At 37.0% G+C, this 15,782-nt stretch carries 16 protein-coding genes; 10 read left to right on the forward strand and 6 right to left on the reverse strand.

What is annotated here, in order from left to right:
- The 7 genes from J5V48_RS04730 to J5V48_RS04760 form a co-directional block, all read left to right on the forward strand.
- Positions 1 to 399 (forward strand): PD-(D/E)XK nuclease domain-containing protein (locus J5V48_RS04730; protein WP_219937415.1); only part of this gene is annotated, 399 nt, incomplete at its 5' end.
- Positions 400 to 439: 40 nt separating this feature from the next.
- A complete protein-coding gene (locus tag J5V48_RS04735) occupies positions 440 to 1,105 on the forward strand; it encodes a hypothetical protein (RefSeq protein ID WP_219937416.1) in 666 nt (221 codons plus the stop codon).
- A complete protein-coding gene (rimI, locus tag J5V48_RS04740; protein ID WP_219937417.1) occupies positions 1,102 to 1,599 on the forward strand; it encodes a ribosomal protein S18-alanine N-acetyltransferase in 498 nt (165 codons plus the stop codon). The genes J5V48_RS04735 and rimI overlap by 4 nt, the downstream gene beginning before the upstream one ends.
- 341 nt (positions 1,600 to 1,940) lie before the next feature.
- A complete protein-coding gene (locus J5V48_RS04745; protein ID WP_219937418.1) occupies positions 1,941 to 3,473 on the forward strand; it encodes a Re/Si-specific NAD(P)(+) transhydrogenase subunit alpha in 1,533 nt (510 codons plus the stop codon).
- Positions 3,474 to 3,499: 26 nt separating this feature from the next.
- Positions 3,500 to 4,990, forward strand: a complete 1,491-nt coding sequence (pntB, locus tag J5V48_RS04750) for a Re/Si-specific NAD(P)(+) transhydrogenase subunit beta (protein ID WP_219937419.1) — start codon at positions 3,500 to 3,502, stop codon at positions 4,988 to 4,990.
- A gap of 124 nt (positions 4,991 to 5,114) precedes the next feature.
- The gene (gene xpt / locus J5V48_RS04755; RefSeq protein WP_219937420.1) at positions 5,115 to 5,699 is read left to right on the forward strand and encodes a xanthine phosphoribosyltransferase; all 585 of its coding nucleotides are present in this window, start codon (positions 5,115 to 5,117) and stop codon (positions 5,697 to 5,699) included.
- 1 nt (position 5,700) lies between these two features.
- A complete protein-coding gene (locus J5V48_RS04760) occupies positions 5,701 to 7,029 on the forward strand; it encodes a nucleobase:cation symporter-2 family protein (protein WP_219937421.1) in 1,329 nt (442 codons plus the stop codon).
- Positions 7,030 to 7,092: 63 nt separating this feature from the next.
- On the opposite strand, the gene J5V48_RS04765 is transcribed toward J5V48_RS04760, so the two are convergent.
- From J5V48_RS04765 to cysZ, 4 genes are read right to left on the reverse strand one after another with little or no spacing between them, the layout of a single operon-like run.
- Complete coding sequence (locus J5V48_RS04765) at positions 7,093 to 7,503, reverse strand: peptide deformylase (protein ID WP_219937422.1); 411 nt, start codon at positions 7,501 to 7,503, stop codon at positions 7,093 to 7,095.
- A complete protein-coding gene (locus J5V48_RS04770; protein WP_219937423.1) occupies positions 7,496 to 8,047 on the reverse strand; it encodes a PTS glucose transporter subunit IIA in 552 nt (183 codons plus the stop codon). The genes J5V48_RS04765 and J5V48_RS04770 overlap by 8 nt, the downstream gene beginning before the upstream one ends.
- Before the next feature lie 8 nt (positions 8,048 to 8,055).
- Positions 8,056 to 9,714 carry a putative PEP-binding protein gene (locus J5V48_RS04775; RefSeq protein WP_219937424.1) on the reverse strand — a complete coding sequence of 553 codons (1,659 nt, stop codon included), beginning with the start codon at positions 9,712 to 9,714 and terminating at the stop codon, positions 8,056 to 8,058.
- Positions 9,715 to 9,717: 3 nt separating this feature from the next.
- Positions 9,718 to 10,491, reverse strand: a complete 774-nt coding sequence (gene cysZ, locus J5V48_RS04780; protein ID WP_219937425.1) for a sulfate transporter CysZ — start codon at positions 10,489 to 10,491, stop codon at positions 9,718 to 9,720.
- Positions 10,492 to 10,665: 174 nt separating this feature from the next.
- Between cysZ and J5V48_RS04785 the strand changes: the two genes are divergently transcribed.
- Genes J5V48_RS04785 through J5V48_RS04795 form a run of 3 tightly spaced genes read left to right on the forward strand, consistent with a single transcriptional unit; the run spans position 10,666 to position 14,068 of the window.
- Complete coding sequence (locus J5V48_RS04785; protein ID WP_219937426.1) at positions 10,666 to 11,367, forward strand: cell division protein ZipA C-terminal FtsZ-binding domain-containing protein; 702 nt, start codon at positions 10,666 to 10,668, stop codon at positions 11,365 to 11,367.
- A gap of 5 nt (positions 11,368 to 11,372) precedes the next feature.
- Entirely contained in the window at positions 11,373 to 13,454 is a 2,082-nt protein-coding gene (gene ligA, locus J5V48_RS04790) for an NAD-dependent DNA ligase LigA (RefSeq protein WP_219937427.1), read from the forward strand.
- A gap of 20 nt (positions 13,455 to 13,474) precedes the next feature.
- A complete protein-coding gene (locus J5V48_RS04795; protein WP_219937428.1) occupies positions 13,475 to 14,068 on the forward strand; it encodes a tetratricopeptide repeat protein in 594 nt (197 codons plus the stop codon).
- Between the two features lie 49 nt (positions 14,069 to 14,117).
- Here the strand turns inward: J5V48_RS04795 and J5V48_RS04800 are convergent, their stop codons facing one another.
- Positions 14,118 to 15,077: a lytic transglycosylase domain-containing protein gene (locus J5V48_RS04800; protein ID WP_219937429.1), complete on the reverse strand. Its 960-nt coding sequence runs from the start codon at positions 15,075 to 15,077 to the stop codon at positions 14,118 to 14,120.
- A gap of 22 nt (positions 15,078 to 15,099) precedes the next feature.
- Entirely contained in the window at positions 15,100 to 15,561 is a 462-nt protein-coding gene (rnhA, locus tag J5V48_RS04805) for a ribonuclease HI (protein WP_219937430.1), read from the reverse strand.
- Positions 15,562 to 15,782 lie beyond the last annotated feature (221 nt).

Raw genomic sequence — 15,782 nt, forward strand, 5'->3', positions numbered from 1 at the left:
ACTGCATCAGATAAAATCTATGATTTACTGCTAAATTATGTATCAGTAAGAGATTTTGCAACAAAGGCAAAACCTGAAAACTACTATCATGGTTTCTTATCAGGTGTATTCACAAACTGTTCTGATAGTATAAGCGATTATCAGTCAAACAGTGAATCTGGTGATGGTTATGCAGATATTACATTCCTAGATAGAAGAAAAAAGAAAGCTGTCATTCTTGAACTGAAAACTGCACAAAGCACTAAAAATTTAAAGGAAACAGCATTACAAGCAATTAAACAAATTGAAGATAAAAGATATGCTGAAGAATTCTTTGATGATGTTATATCTGATATATACTGCTATGGCATCAGCTTTTATCAGAAAAACTGCTATATTGAAGTGAAGAAGATTAAATAATTAGTTTTTTGATCTGTGATTACAAGAATTATGGTGTTATATGGCATTTAAAGATACAAAAGTGATTTGGAAACTCAAAGGTAATATTGATATGCCATATGCTTGCAAAGATGATACTGCAAATACAGTAGTAACTGAAGCTAAGCAACCTAATAATGCAAGTGACGCAGAGTTAACTGATACCAAGATTCAAGCTCAAGTAGTCTCTGTATCAAATACAACTTCTAATAATGAAGCGATTGCTGTTCCTCAAAAAACATCAGATAGTATAAAGACATCTTCAGATACAAACAATAAAAATACATCTCAATCTGAGCCAGTTTGCGTTGTACCATCTGACAATCTCAATATGATGTCAAATGTTGCTACAACAGTTCCTGTTATTAATGGACAGAGTGTTAACCTTAATGTTGACAGCTCGAGACTTCCAAAATGGCGTTCACTGCCATACAGGTTAAGACAGAAAAGAGCAGATATTTATATCAACAAAAATGCATCTGTTGATTTTGCCCAATCACTTTGTGATTACCTCTTAAAACGAGGTTTTAGTGTTCTTGAGTATGACGAAAGTGTTCACTATCTTCCATCAGATGTTCTGCTTCTTGATAAAACAGATCTTGTAGATGCAGGTATCGTTATATGCCTTCAACTTGGTAAAAGGGAGGTATACAATCAGCTAAAAGCAGAATTTGGAGATAGAGTATGATGAGTGATAACCGTTTTTATACCAGGATCCTCACCACTGATGACTATTCATTATTAAGCTCAATGGAGAACATCGAGCTTAAGACTCAGAAAAATGCATGGGCTGCAAATCAGATTGCAGAATGTTTTGATAACAGCTACCTAATCATAGGCCTTTTCGATTATGAAAAACTTATAGGATTTTCTGTAATCTACAATACTAAATTTACAACCGATCTTCTAACTATTGGTGTAACTCCTGAATATCAGGGCAAAAAACTAGGTTTTAAGCTTCTTTTGGATACTTTAAAAACTGCCATTAACATAGAGGCTGTAGAGTGTTTTTTAGAGGTAAGAGTTAGCAATTTTGTTGCTATAAACCTATATGAAAAGCTTGGATTTAAAAAGGTTGGAGTTCGAAAGGAGTACTACAATCCTGTAGGTGATGAGCCCGGGGAGGATGCTTATACCATGCATTTAGGTAATATTAAAGAAGCACTTTTAAATTTCTCTTAGGCTTATTTTTCTAAAAATTCATTCCTTTAAAAATTCAAAAAAATAATAAGTTTCTGAAAACTAAAGAAAAAATATTTATTGTCACCATAATGGTGCACAATTTTTAGAAAACAATATATATTTAACTGTATGTTGCGTTTTGTGCAATATCCGATAAATAAGCCATTCTTTGTTTAAAATTTGTTCACTGGCGATAATTTTTTAAAAAATAATTATTATTCAATAGTGTGATTAGTGACATATAACGTAAAAAACATTATCATTTACATATCACGACTATATTTGTCTGATTTTTGATATTAACAGCTCCACATTAGTGGAAATAACAACAGGGAAATGCGATGCTAATAGGTATTCCTAAAGAGAGCTTGCACGGTGAGACTAGGGTTGCAGCAACCCCAGATACCGTTGGTAAGCTATTAAAGTTAGGCTTTGAAGTTGCAGTTCAAAGCGGCGCAGGTGCACTTGCAAGTTTTGACGACGATGCATATGTAAAAGCTGGCGCTAAGATTGTTAAAGAAAAAGAAGTTTATGCTGCTGACATTCTTTTTAAGTTAAACGCTCCAACTGACGCTGAAATTGAATTAATGCACGAAGGCCAGACCTTAGTAAGCTTTATCAGACCAGCTCAGAACGAAGAGTTAGTAAACAAGCTGAATGCTAAGAAGGTTACAGTTCTTGCTATGGACATGGTGCCTCGTATTTCACGTGCACAGTCTTTAGACGCATTATCATCAACCGCAAATATTTCAGGTTATCGTGCTGTTATCGAAGCTGCTCACGCTTTTGGCAGATTCTTTACAGGTCAGGTTACCGCTGCAGGTAAGGTTCCTCCTGCAAAAGTTATGGTTATCGGTGCTGGTGTTGCAGGTCTTGCAGCTATCGGTACAGCTCACTCATTAGGCGCTATCGTTCGTGCATTTGATACTCGTTTAGAAGTAGCAGATCAGATCAAGTCAATGGGTGGTGAATTCTTACGTCTCGACTTCAAGAATGAAGATGGTGGTTCTTCAGACGGTTACGCAAAGGTAATGTCAGATGAGTTCATCAAGGCTGAGATGGAACTTTTTGCAAAGCAGTGTAAGGAAGTAGATATCATCATTACTACTGCAGCAATTCCAGGTAAGAAGGCTCCTTTATTGATTACCAAGGAAATGGTTGCTTCAATGAAGTCAGGTTCAGTTATTGTTGACCTAGCTGCTGCAACCGGTGGTAACTGTGAAGGCACAAAGGCTGGTGAAGTTGTTACAACCGCTAACGGCGTAAAGATGATTGGTTATACAGATCTTGCTGCACGTCTGCCTGCTCAGTCATCACAGCTATACTCAACAAACCTTGTAAATCTTTGCAAGCTACTTTGCAAGAACAAGGATGGCAACATCAACGTAGATTTTGAAGATGTTGTATTACGTAACATGACTGTTACTAAGGCAGGTGAAATTACCTTCCCTCCTCCAAAGATCAGCGTATCAGCAGCTCCACAGTCTCAGGCTAAGGAAGCTCCTGCTAAGGTTGAGGCTAAGAAACCAAATCCAGCAATCAAGCTTGTAGCTTTAGTTGCTATGGTATTAGCTTTCATGTTTATCGGCGCATACGCTCCTACAGAGTTCTTACCACACTTCACAGTATTCGTATTATCCTGCGTTGTTGGTTACTACGTAGTATGGAACGTTTCCCATTCACTACACACTCCACTTATGTCTGTAACTAATGCTATTTCAGGTATTGTGGTTGTTGGTGCTATGCTTCAGATCAGCAACGGTCTGTTTATTGGCGTTCTTTCATTTATCGGTGTGTTACTGGTATCTATCAATATCTTTGGTGGTTTTGCTGTAACCCGTCGTATGCTTGCTATGTTTAGAAAACAGCAATAATAGTAGGTTAAGGAGATTATTTAATTATGTTAGTGGGTTTAACTCATATGGCCTACATTCTGGCAGCATTGCTGTTCATTATGGCTTTAGCTGGCTTATCAAAGCAGGAAACTGCAAAGATGGGCTGTCTGTCAGGTATGGTAGGTATGACTGTAGCATTAGTTGCTACCTTTGCTCAGGTTGAATCAGCATACGGTTTTGCTGCAATTGTTTTAGCAATGGTTTGCGGTGCTGCAGTAGGTGTATATGTTGCACGTAAAGTACAGATGACACAGATGCCAGAACTTATCGCTTGCTTACACAGCTTCGTAGGTTTAGCAGCTGTATTAGTTGGTTTCAACAGCTACCTTCAGTTAATTCAGGCTACACCAATAATCGATGCTAACAGTGCAGATCTTTTTGGTGAACTTGTAAACAAGCTTGCAGCTGCAGGCGGTCACAAGCAGCCAGCTATGTTCACAACTGAGCTTGTAGAAATCTTCTTAGGCGTATTCATTGGTGCTGTAACATTCACAGGTTCTATCGTTGCTTACGGTAAGTTAAATGGTACCTACAAGTTACGTATCTTCAAGTCAGCTCCTTTAAGCTTACCTCATGGTAACCTTTTAAACTTAGCTGCATTAGTAGTTTCATTCCTACTGATGATCTGGTTCGTAGCTAGCGGTGATATGGCTCAGTCAAAAGCTGATGCATTCCCATTAATCGCAATGACCATTATTGCATTATTATTCGGTATTCACTTAGTTGCTGCTATCGGTGGTGCTGATATGCCTGTTGTTATCTCAATGCTGAACTCATATTCAGGTTGGGCTGCTGCAGCTTCAGGCTTCATGTTAAGCAATGACCTTCTGATCGTTACAGGTGCTTTAGTAGGTTCTTCAGGTGCTATTCTATCTTACATCATGTGTAAGGCAATGAACCGTTCATTCATCTCTGTTATCGCAGGTGGCTTTGGTAATGCTCCAGCTGCTAAGAAGCAGGATGAGGAAATGGGCGAGTACCGTGAGCTTAAGGCTCCAGAGGTTGCTGACTTATTAAAGAACTCAAGCTCAGTAATCATCACCCCAGGCTATGGTATGGCTGTAGCTCAGGCTCAGAATGCAGTTGCTTCATTAACCGAGAAGTTAAAGGCTCGTGGTGTTGAAGTTCGCTTTGCAATTCACCCTGTAGCTGGTCGTTTACCAGGTCACATGAACGTTCTTTTAGCTGAGGCTAAGGTTCCATACGATATCGTATTTGAAATGGATGAAATCAATGATGATTTCGAGAATACAGATACCGTACTTGTTATCGGTGCTAACGATACTGTTAACCCTGCAGCTTCAGAAGATCCTTCAAGTCCTATCGCAGGTATGCCTGTTCTTGAGGTTTGGAAGGCTCGTAACGTTGTAGTATTCAAGCGTTCAATGAACCCAGGTTATGCTGGTGTTCAGAACCCACTGTTCTTCAAGGAGAACAGCTCAATGTGCTTCGGCGATGCTAAGAAGACTGTTGAGGATATCGTTGCAAACATCTAATCAGTAACGATATTTGATAAGACGGCTCTGAATTTTTCAGGGCCGTTTTTCTTTTCGTGTTTGTTGTTCAAGCTTATAGTATAATTACCAAAATTCATTGAAACTTATAGGTAAAGGAAAAGCTATGAGCACTAATCAGTTTCTCCCTTTAGTAGAGAAGATAAAGACTGAAGGAAAATGCCTTGAAGGCGGCATTCTGAAAGTTGATTCTTTTATCAATCATCAGATCGATCCCATAATGCTTCAGCTTATGTGTGAAGAGTTTGCAAGACGTTTTTCAAATGTTCATGTTGATAAAATCATGACAATTGAAGCTTCAGGCATAGCTCCTGCTGTTGTATTAGGGTATCTTCTTAAAAAGCCTGTTGTATTTGCAAAGAAGAAAAAACCATCAACCATGGCAAATATGCTTACAACTGAGGTTTATTCTTTTACAAAGCAGAAAAGCTACACTGTATGCTGTTCAAAAGAGTTTATAAAGGAAGGCGAGGATATTCTCTTTATTGATGATTTCCTTGCAAACGGTAATGCTGCAAAAGGCATGATTGAATTAGTTGAAAAAGCTGGTGCTAAAATTGTCGGTATGGGGTTTTTAGTTGAAAAGGCATTTCAAAACGGCGGACAAATGCTAGAAAAACTAGGTCATAGAGTAGAGTCTCTAGCAGTTATAGAATCCCTTGACAATTGTACAATCACATTTAAAGAGTAATATGGAAAACGAAAATAAATCAGCAAATGAGCTGATATATCAGCTTGAGGACAGACCTCCTTTTATTGAAAGTTTTTTTGCAGCTATTCAGCATTTATTGGCAATATTCGTGGCTATCATTACACCACCACTAATTATTGCTGGCGCACTAAAACTTGACCATGAGACTACAGGTTATCTGATCTCAATGGCTCTTATGGCATCAGGAGTCTCAACCTTTATTCAGTGTAAGAAAGTAGGCCCTATAGGTAGCGGACTTTTATGTATCCAGGGTACTTCTTTTTCCTTTATCTCCCCAATTATCGGTGCAGGTATAAATGGAGGTTTAAGCGCAATTTTTGGTGCAGTAATCGTTGGCTCATCAGTGGAGATGTTAGTAAGCCGCATCTTAAAGTACGCAAGACGAGTAGTGACTCCAACTGTAGCTGGTATTGTTGTAACTTTAATCGGTCTTAGCCTTATTAAAGTTGGCGTTATTTCCTGCGGAGGCGGTTTTAACGCAATGTCTGATGGCTCTTTTGCATCTATTGAGAATTTACTATTATCAGCACTTGTAATTGCAACAATTATCTTCTTTAATCTTTGCAAAAACAAATATCTAAGAATGAGCTCCATCGTTATTGGACTTGCCGTTGGATTTGTTGTTGCAATTCTTATAGGTAGAGTTGATTTTAATCAGATTTCATCATACGGTGGAATCAATTTCCCACATCCATTTAAATATGGGATGAGTTTTGATCCTGCTGCAATCATTGGTTTAGGTGTTGTTTATCTAATTACTGCTATTGAAGCTTATGGTGATATAACAGCAAATTCAATGATTTCTGGTAAGGAAATTGAAGGACCTGAGTTTAACAAGAGAGCATCTGGCGGTATTTTAGCTGACGGCTTTAACTCAATGCTTGCAGGTTTCTTCAACTCATTCCCAAATTCAGTATTTGCACAAAATAACGGAATGATTCAGTTAACTGGTGTAGCTTCAAGATATGTTGGTTATTTTATTGCAGCATTCTTGGTTATTTTAGGTATCTTTCCTGCTGTGGGTTTAGTCTTCTCCTTAATTCCTAATCCTGTATTAGGTGGTGCAACATTACTTATGTTTGGTACAGTTGCAGCATCAGGTATCAAGATCATTGCTTCTCAGGAAATGAACAGAAAGACTATTTTAATTATGGCAATCAGCTTCTCCTGCGGCCTTGCAGTTGAGTTTGTTCCTGATATCCTAAAGAATTTCAACGATTCTGTTCGCTCACTGTTCTCATCTGGTATTACAACAGGTGGTATTGTGGCTATTCTTGCAAATCTGATTATCAAATCAGACAAAAAATAAATGATAAAGGGCACTTTTAGTGCCCTTTACAATGATCTTTTAAAACATCAAAAATTGTATTTTTTAAATTAAAATTCCTTTTAGATGATCAATCTCGTGTTGAACAATCTGTGCTGAGAAACCAGACAGTTTCATACTTTTCTTTCTAAATTTGAGATCATCATATTCAACTACGATACTTTTAAATCTCTTTGTTTTTCTAACGCCATCTAAAGATAGGCATCCTTCTTCTGCTTCATACTCATTTTTAGCCTCAGTAATTACAGGATTTAACATAACCTGAACTGTGCCATGGATATTAACAGCAATGATATTTTTACTCTTTGAAATCATATTAGCTGCAAGACCAACGCACTCTTCTTGATGTGCAATAAGTGTATCAACTATATCTCTTGCTATTTCTAAATCTTCGATTGTTGCTTTTTCTGATGGGATCTGTAAAAAAGCCTCATCTTTGCAAATGTCTCTAATCATTTGTATTCTCACTGTCTTTTAGATATACCCAGGCACAAGGTGTTTTAGCGGCCTGTGCCTTACCTCTGCTTGAAATTACTTTAGCAATATCAGCAGAGCTGTTAACGACAATCATTGAAACGATAGCAGATTCTAAATCTTCTTTTGCAACTTGCATATCGATATTTATGATTGGTGTGCCCTGCGTAACCTTTGCACCTACAATAATTCGTGAACTTAAACCCTTACCTGTAAAGGCATTGGTTCCAATACCGAATGTCACATAGATTTCAAGGCCATTGTCCCTTTTTATGGTAAATGCATTGTTAGATGCGGTTATTCTTGAAATAGTGCCATCGCATGGTGCGTAAATCATGTTGGTACTACGCTCTGGTGCGATTGCTACACCATCACCTATAAGTTTTTCTGATATAACAAGATCTGGTACTTCTCTTAAAGATAGTAAAGTACCGCCTACAGGTGCAAAAAGCTCCAGATCGGATACATTGTGCGCATCTATCTGCTCAGAGCTTTTGTTTCTTGAGAAAAATGAAAATAAACCCATAAGTTTTCCTAGTTTAATGAATTAATAAGGTCAGCTAATTCACTTCCCTTATAAATTGACATGATTTTACAGTACAGCTCCTCGTTAAAGGAAGGCTTTAAATCCTTTTCAAGATTCAGTCTTTCAATAACAGCCTTTAACTTATTGATGTTGTATGAGCCTGCTACAAGATAGGTAACACCAAGTCTGTAAAACAGTGGTAGAAGCTCTGTGCGTGATGCAAATCTTCCTGCAATGCCTAATGTTGCATTAGCTTCAAAAGCTGCCTTTGCTGCCATTACAATCATTTTTGCTAGAACAGGTGTAAAGGCACTGTCAGGTGGGCAAGGGGCTGATGCATATTCTGCAAGTGAACTTGTGCCTATGATCATCATGTCACCTTCTTTTGCTATTTCAGGGGCAAGTAAAACTGCTGCAGGCGTTTCAATCATAAAGGAGAGGGCCATTGTTCCGTGAGGAGTATTTCTATCATCAAGCTCCTTTACACATTCTTTAGCAAGCGAAATAAGATAGTCCTTTTCTGAGATCCTTGTTATCAAAGGGAATACGATTGTAATTTTTCTTCCCTGAGATGCTCTTAGCAAGGCTCTAATTTCCTTTTTTAATAGTTCAGTTCCGACACAGCCTCCATATCCTTGTAATGGACCGTTTTCATCAAGATGAACATTAAACAGAGGCTTTTTATCATCAGCAAAATCAAAAGTACGCGCAGTAATAGGTGCATTTAATTTGATTTTTGAGAAGATTTTATAAAAAGTCTGAGTCATCTCATCTTCAGTTGGCTCTGTTTTAGAGCTTATAAAGAGGAATTCTGAACGAAGAAGACCAAGACCATGCTGAGCATACTGTGTGATGTTCTTTTCCTGACTCTGATTTATAGCACCTACAGCGCAGGAAACAGTTATATTCAGCAGTGATTCATCATTTATCTGATCGGAGAATGGATCCTGTCTAGATAAAAGGCTTTCTTTTATTTCTTCACTTGGCTCAACAACAGCAAGACCTGAGTTTCCGTCAATTAGAATTTCAATGTCGTTTTTTATTGTTGTTGCATCAAATACAGCGAATAATGAAGGAATATTAAGTTCTCTTAGAACAACGCTTAAATGACTTGAATCTCTGCCGCCTTCAAGAATAAGACCTTTAATGAATTTTGTATCAAGTGATAAAAGCTGTGCAGGAGTTAGATTCTTAGTGATAAGAATGACATCATGAGTAAGCTTTGGTAAAGATACAGCGTCACTTGATGAATGTTCTAGTGTATGAACAAACTCATTCATAAGATTTGTAAGCTCTTCTCTGTCAGTTTTAAGATCGTTGTTCTTATGAATAAAACTGTCTAGATTCTCAAGAAGAACAGTTTTTGCTGCAATACTAGCAGAGCATCCAGAGCTGATTAACTCAAGTATTTCTTTTTTGTTATCAGCTGAGTTTAAAAATCCTGCTGCAGCTCCAATCAGATCACGTAATGAATCTTTTGCTGGATTTCCAATCTGTAAAAGCTTAGTGCTAAAAAGGAGAGTTTTTTTAATATATCTGTCTCTTTCAAGATCAACATCATAAGCAAACAGATCTTCGTGTTGATTCTGATCTTTATTTGACGAAATAATCAATGATTTTGCAACCGCAATTCCTGTTGAAGCTACAATTCCTGACAGAGTGTACATAAGCTATCCTCTTGAAAACTCAAGTTTTGTTGTTTTTTGCAAAGACAGATAATACTTAGTTCCTGCACATACAGCAGCAGGCGGAATAATTAGATTTATAACCGGAATGCAAAGAGCAAATGCAATAAAAGCTCCCATGGTAAAGGTTGATAATTTATTGCTCTTTAAGTCCCTTTGCATATCTGAAAAACTGATTTTATGGTTGTCATAAGCATAATCGGTATACTGAAGGGTACCCATCCATGCTGTAAGCAAGAACCAGTAAACTGGTGAAAGAATATTAACTACAGGTACAAAGTAGAGTATCAGTCCTAAAAAAGCCAGTGGCAGAAAAAACAGTTGCTTTATTGCTTCTCTTTTTATAATTCTTGGAATATCCTGAATGATATCAAAAACTGACATATCTTCACTTTGTGTTCCGTTAAGCATCATTTCAACCTTATCGGCAAGTAAGCCATAAAAAGGTGAGGCGATAATGGTAGCAACGGTTGAGAAAATATAACAACTTACAAAACCTATTAAAAGACCTAAAATTGCGGTGATTATATAGGCAAGAAAGATTAGAAATTCAGGGAATGTCTTGAATATGTCACTGATAAGATTACTTATGTAATTGAATGTTGCATAACCTAATGAGAACAGGATTATAAAATTGACGATGATAGGAATAATTACATAGAGTCTGCATTCTTTTGAAAAAGCCATTTTTATTCCTTCAAAAAGATAGCTTATTGCATCAAGTGCACTTATTTTTCTTGCTGTAATATCATTATTCATTAAGTTAACTCTCGTTTTTCTTTCCGTTTTTATTGCACATGGATTTATTATACATGAACAGGACTTATTCAACTTTTGAAAATGTGCTCTAACCTAAGAATTAACAAAGAAAAATAATACTATTTCGTATACAATATTAAAGATTTAAAAATAAACTTTTCACTTGGAGAAAAGATGACCTTAAATGATTCAAGTTCACTGATTCTGATTGTCGGAGCCTTAGCTATCCTTGCATTTGTTGTTCATGGTCTTTGGTTTTCAGGAAGATCACTGAACAGAAAACTCGTAAATACATCAAAAGAAGATCAGGAAATACAGCAGTCATCAGCTGTTGGCAAGGTAAGAATTGTTCTTCCAAAAAGCATGTCCGTACAGGCAGATGGTGATGAGATTCCAAGAGTTCAGAACTTTGCGGCTGTTGAGAGTGACAGCAAGAACAACATCAGTAAAAACAGAATCATTCAGAAGACTTATGAATTAAATCTTATTGCAAATGAAGGTCGTCCTTATACAGGTCTTGATCTTGAAGAGCTGTTCTCAAGCTATGGCTTTTTAAGAGGTGAAAAGGATATTTACTGCGTTTATGAAGATCCTGAAACAAAGGCAAGAATTGTATTTAGAATCTGTTCTTTAGAAGCTCCATATTCATTCCCTCAGGATATGTCTTCATTCTCTACAAGATCACTTGCAATTTATATGCAGCTTCCAAAAAAAGGTAAGTGCTTTATTTACTTCAAGGCAATGAGAATTGCTGCAGAACGTCTTGTAGAACATCTAGGCGGTATTATCGTAGATAATGATTCAAAAGAATATTCATCAGATGCATTAGATGCTCTTGAGCATATGCTTCGAGAGTATGATAAATCTGGAGACTAATTCTCATGTCTAATCAAAATAGCGATCTTTTAGAGAGTTACAATACTCTTGTAGATACTCTTAACTCATATGCAAAAGCATATTATGTTGATGATGAACCATTAGTACCAGATGCTGAGTATGACAGACTTTACAATGAGCTACTTGTTTTAGAACAGGCTCATCCTGAAATTGTAAGAGAGGATTCTCCATCAAAAAGAATCGGTGCAACTGCGCTGACAGCATTTGAAAGTGCACCTCATAGAGTTCCTCTTATGTCTATGGGTGATATCTTCAATGATTCAGAGCTTATAGACTTCAATACAAGGCTTGTTGATTTATTAGGTGTCGATAAGATTGAGTACTGTGCAGAGCCAAAATTAGATGGTCTTGCTGTTTCCTTAATCTATAAGCATGGTGTGCTAGTCAGAGGTGCAACCAGAGGTGATGGTTATGTCGGTGAGGATATTACCGAGAATGTAAAAACCATCAAGGCAATTCCACTAAAGCTTACAGGTGACAATATTCCATCCTACCTAGATGTTCGAGGTGAGGTGATCATGACCAGAGATGGTTTTGAAAAATGGAATGAGAATGCAAGATTAAATGGCGGTAAGGTATTTGCAAATCCTAGAAATGCAGCAGCAGGATCTTTAAGACAGCTTGATCCAAAAGTTACAGCAAAAAGACCACTGTCATTTTATGCCTACTATGTAGGTGAGTGTGAAGGATATACACTTCCTGATGATCAGTATCACTGCCTTCTTGAGTTAAAGAAGTTTTCTATTCCTGTAAATCCTAACATAAGATGTGTAATGGGACTTAATGGTCTTCAGGAATTTTACAAGGATATTCTCTCAAGAAGAGGGGAGCTAAATTACGACATTGATGGAGTGGTTTTAAAGGTTAATTCTTTAAAGTCCCAGTCATCGTTGGGCTTTACTGCAAAAGTTCCAAGATGGGCTATTGCATATAAGTTTCCACCTGAAGAAATGATGACAAAACTTTTAGATGTCGAGTTTCAGGTAGGTCGAACCGGTGCAATCACACCTGTTGCAAAGCTTGATCCTGTTTATGTTGGTGGAGCTACAGTACAGAGTGCAACCTTACATAATGCCGATGAGATAGAAAGACTTGGCATCAAAATAGGTGATACAGTAATCGTAAGACGTGCAGGTGATGTTATACCACAGGTCTCAGGTGTTGTTGTATCAAAAAGAGATGGTACTCAAAAAGATATTGTATTCCCGACACACTGTCCTGTATGTGGATCAGATATCGAAAAGGTTGAAGGTGAAGCTGTTTCAAGATGTAGTGGCGGACTTGTCTGCCAGGCTCAGTTAAAGCAGAGTATTATTCATTTTGTTTCAAGAGATGCAATGGATCTGGAAGGTTTTGGTGATCGTATTGTAGAAGAGCTTGTAAACAGCGGAAAGATAAAATCAGTAGCCGATCTGTATTCTCTATCTGTAAGTGATCTTGCATCAACTGTGCTTGATAAGGGCTCAGAAGAGAGAAAAACAAGACTGTTAGGAGAGGTTACTGCAAAGAAGCTTATTGCTTCTATAGATAAATCAAGAGTTGTTCCATTAAACAGATTTATCTATGCATTAGGAATCAGAGAGGTTGGAGCGTCGACAGCAAGAACTCTTGCAATGAATTTTGATTCTATAGGAGATCTTATAAAGGCTGATTACCAGACTCTTTTATCACTGCCAGATGTAGGTCCTGTAGTTGCAAGACATATCTGTGACTTCTTCCTTGAAAAACACAATCTTATGGTGATAGACAGACTTGTAAAGCATGATGATGGATTCTTGTTTTCTGCAGGTATTGAGCTTACCTCAATAAAGCAATCATCTAACAGGGCATCTGCACCACTATTAGGTCAGACATTCGTAATAACAGGTACCTTGTCATCTATGGATAGAAATGAAGCTAAAAACAAGCTATTAGCTTTAGGTGCTAAAGTATCATCATCTGTATCAAAGAAAACTACCGCTCTTATATGTGGTGAGGCTCCTGGTTCAAAGTATACAAAAGCTTTAGAGCTGTCTGTAAGAGTTATTTTAGAAGACGAATTTTTAAAGATGCTAGAAACACTTTAAAAATCAGGAATGAGGCGACAATGAAAAAATTATCACTTCTTTTTTTAGCACTAATCTCTTTTAACTCATTTGCAGATGATGAGAATTATGCTTTAAAAAAACTTGAAAGCTCCTGTGAAAAAGGAGAAATGCAGGACTGCACTTTAGCTGGTAAAATGTATATCGATGCAGATAAAGGAGAAAAGGCAATTTCTCTTTTTGAAAAATCCTGCTCTAAAAACTTTATTCCAGGCTGTACTGCTCTTGGTGCAACTTATTATTCAGGACTTGGCAAAGTTCAGACTGATAAGAAAAAGGGTATAGAGATCTTAACTGATGCCTGTGATAAAAAAGAAGGTGGTGCCTGCGGTGTTCTTGCCTATGCATATATGATGGGTGATGGTGTACAGACAGATTATAAAAAGGCAATGAAAATCTTTAGACTGCTTTGCGACAAGAAGAATGCTGAGGCATGTCATTTTGCAGGTGATATGTTTATGCAAGGCTGGGGGGTTACTCAGGATTTCAATCTTGCAGCAGAGCATTATGCAAGAGGCTGTAGCTATGGTCTTAAAAAATCTTGCGAAGAGTATAAAGTTTTAGATTCAGAAGGCTTTGTGACTCATTCAGAATAGAATTGTTTACCTAAAAAGGATCATCTCCTTTTTAGGTAAAAATAAATCTTTAAAGTTTCTCTTTTCCACTATCCTTTTCCTCAAGCGCTTTTTCTAAAACTTTTGCATGTTTTAAAGGAATATAAAGAGCGCGATTTGGATTTATCTTATCAGTGCGATAACCAGAATTCAGTTTTTTTATAAGATCAATGTTTGCACCTGACAATTCAGCAACCTTCTTTAAGGAATTAACGCGACCTGCAATCTCAACCTTTCTGAAAGGAGGTCTGTTCTTGATATTAGGTAGTTTTATATTATAAAAATCGGGCTGTTTTAGAATATCAGCAAAAGCTTTAACTCTGCTTAAATATGCTCTGCTTTGTCTAGCAACTCTAACAGTGTCAAGACTTATATTCTTAGTACCTTTTTTCTTTGCTCTTTCAATAGCCTTCTTAACACCATATTCACCCTGGTTGTATGCTATAACAACAAATTCCCAGTCGCCTAAATCATTGTAAAGCTTCTTAAGATATTTAATTCCAGCATCGGTAGATGCAAAGAAGTCATATATACCATCATAGTGGTCCTGTTTTTCAAGACCCAGGGAACGACCAGTAGCTCTAATAAACTGCCATGCTCCATGAGCACCGCCGTGATATGCATGAGGGTTAAGACCGCTTTCAACCAGAGGAATTGCAGCCATTTCTAAAGGTACATTCTCTTCATTAAGTTTTGATAAAAGATAATGAAGGTAAAAATCGTTTCTGTTCAGATTAGAATGCACAGTTCTTGCAAAGTTCTTTGCAATTCTCTTTTCCTGATCTGTAAGTTTCCAGTCTAAAGTAAATCTCTTTTCGTGCCAGTGTTCACTTTCCCAAAGAGATGTACTTTGCAACTGCTTTGGCTGTCTTGTCTGACTTTCGTATGATAAAGACATGCTATCAGATGTTCTGTTAACAGAGCATCCACTTAATGTAAGAACACTTATGCAAATTGCAATGATTAAGAATAGTTTTGACTGTTTTATCAATGGCAAATCCTACTTAATTACGCTATGGATGAAAACCTTCATCACAAAGTCTGTTATTTCCTGAAGCTGCTGTTCTTGCAAGCTCATCACAGCGTTCATTCTCAGGATGACCGTTGTGCCCTTTGACCCATACAAAAGTTACATCATGCTTTGAATAAGCCTCATCAAGTCTTATCCATAGATCTTTATTTTTTACAGCACCACCAGAACTTGTACGCCAGTTTTTTCTTTTCCATCCTTCAAGCCATGATGTTATCCCGTTTTTTACATACTGGCTGTCTGTTGTAATAGTAACCTTACATCTTTCTTTTAATGCTGATAGACCAGTTATCACTGCCAACAGTTCCATTCGGTTATTTGTTGTAAGCTCATATCCGCATGACATTTCTTTTACATGTTCTTTGTATTTGAGAATTACGCCATAACCACCAGGACCTGGATTGCCAAGGCATGAGCCATCAGTAAAAAGAAGCACTTCTTTCATTGTAATCCTTAATAAAATTAAGAAGTATTAACTTCTTAATTATGAATTAACCAATTAACAGTGCCTTTATTATAGCAAAATCAAAAAGACAATATTTTGGTTGATTTTTATATACTGATTATTCTCTGTTATACGTAGAAATATCTGTAATGATTGTATAGAACTAAGTCAAAATAGACCTTGATCCTTATTAAAAACTTAGAATATTTTTTTCAAAAGAA

Source organism: Succinivibrio faecicola, from assembly GCF_019448115.1.
Classification (GTDB): Bacteria; Pseudomonadota; Gammaproteobacteria; order Enterobacterales; family Succinivibrionaceae; genus Succinivibrio; species Succinivibrio faecicola.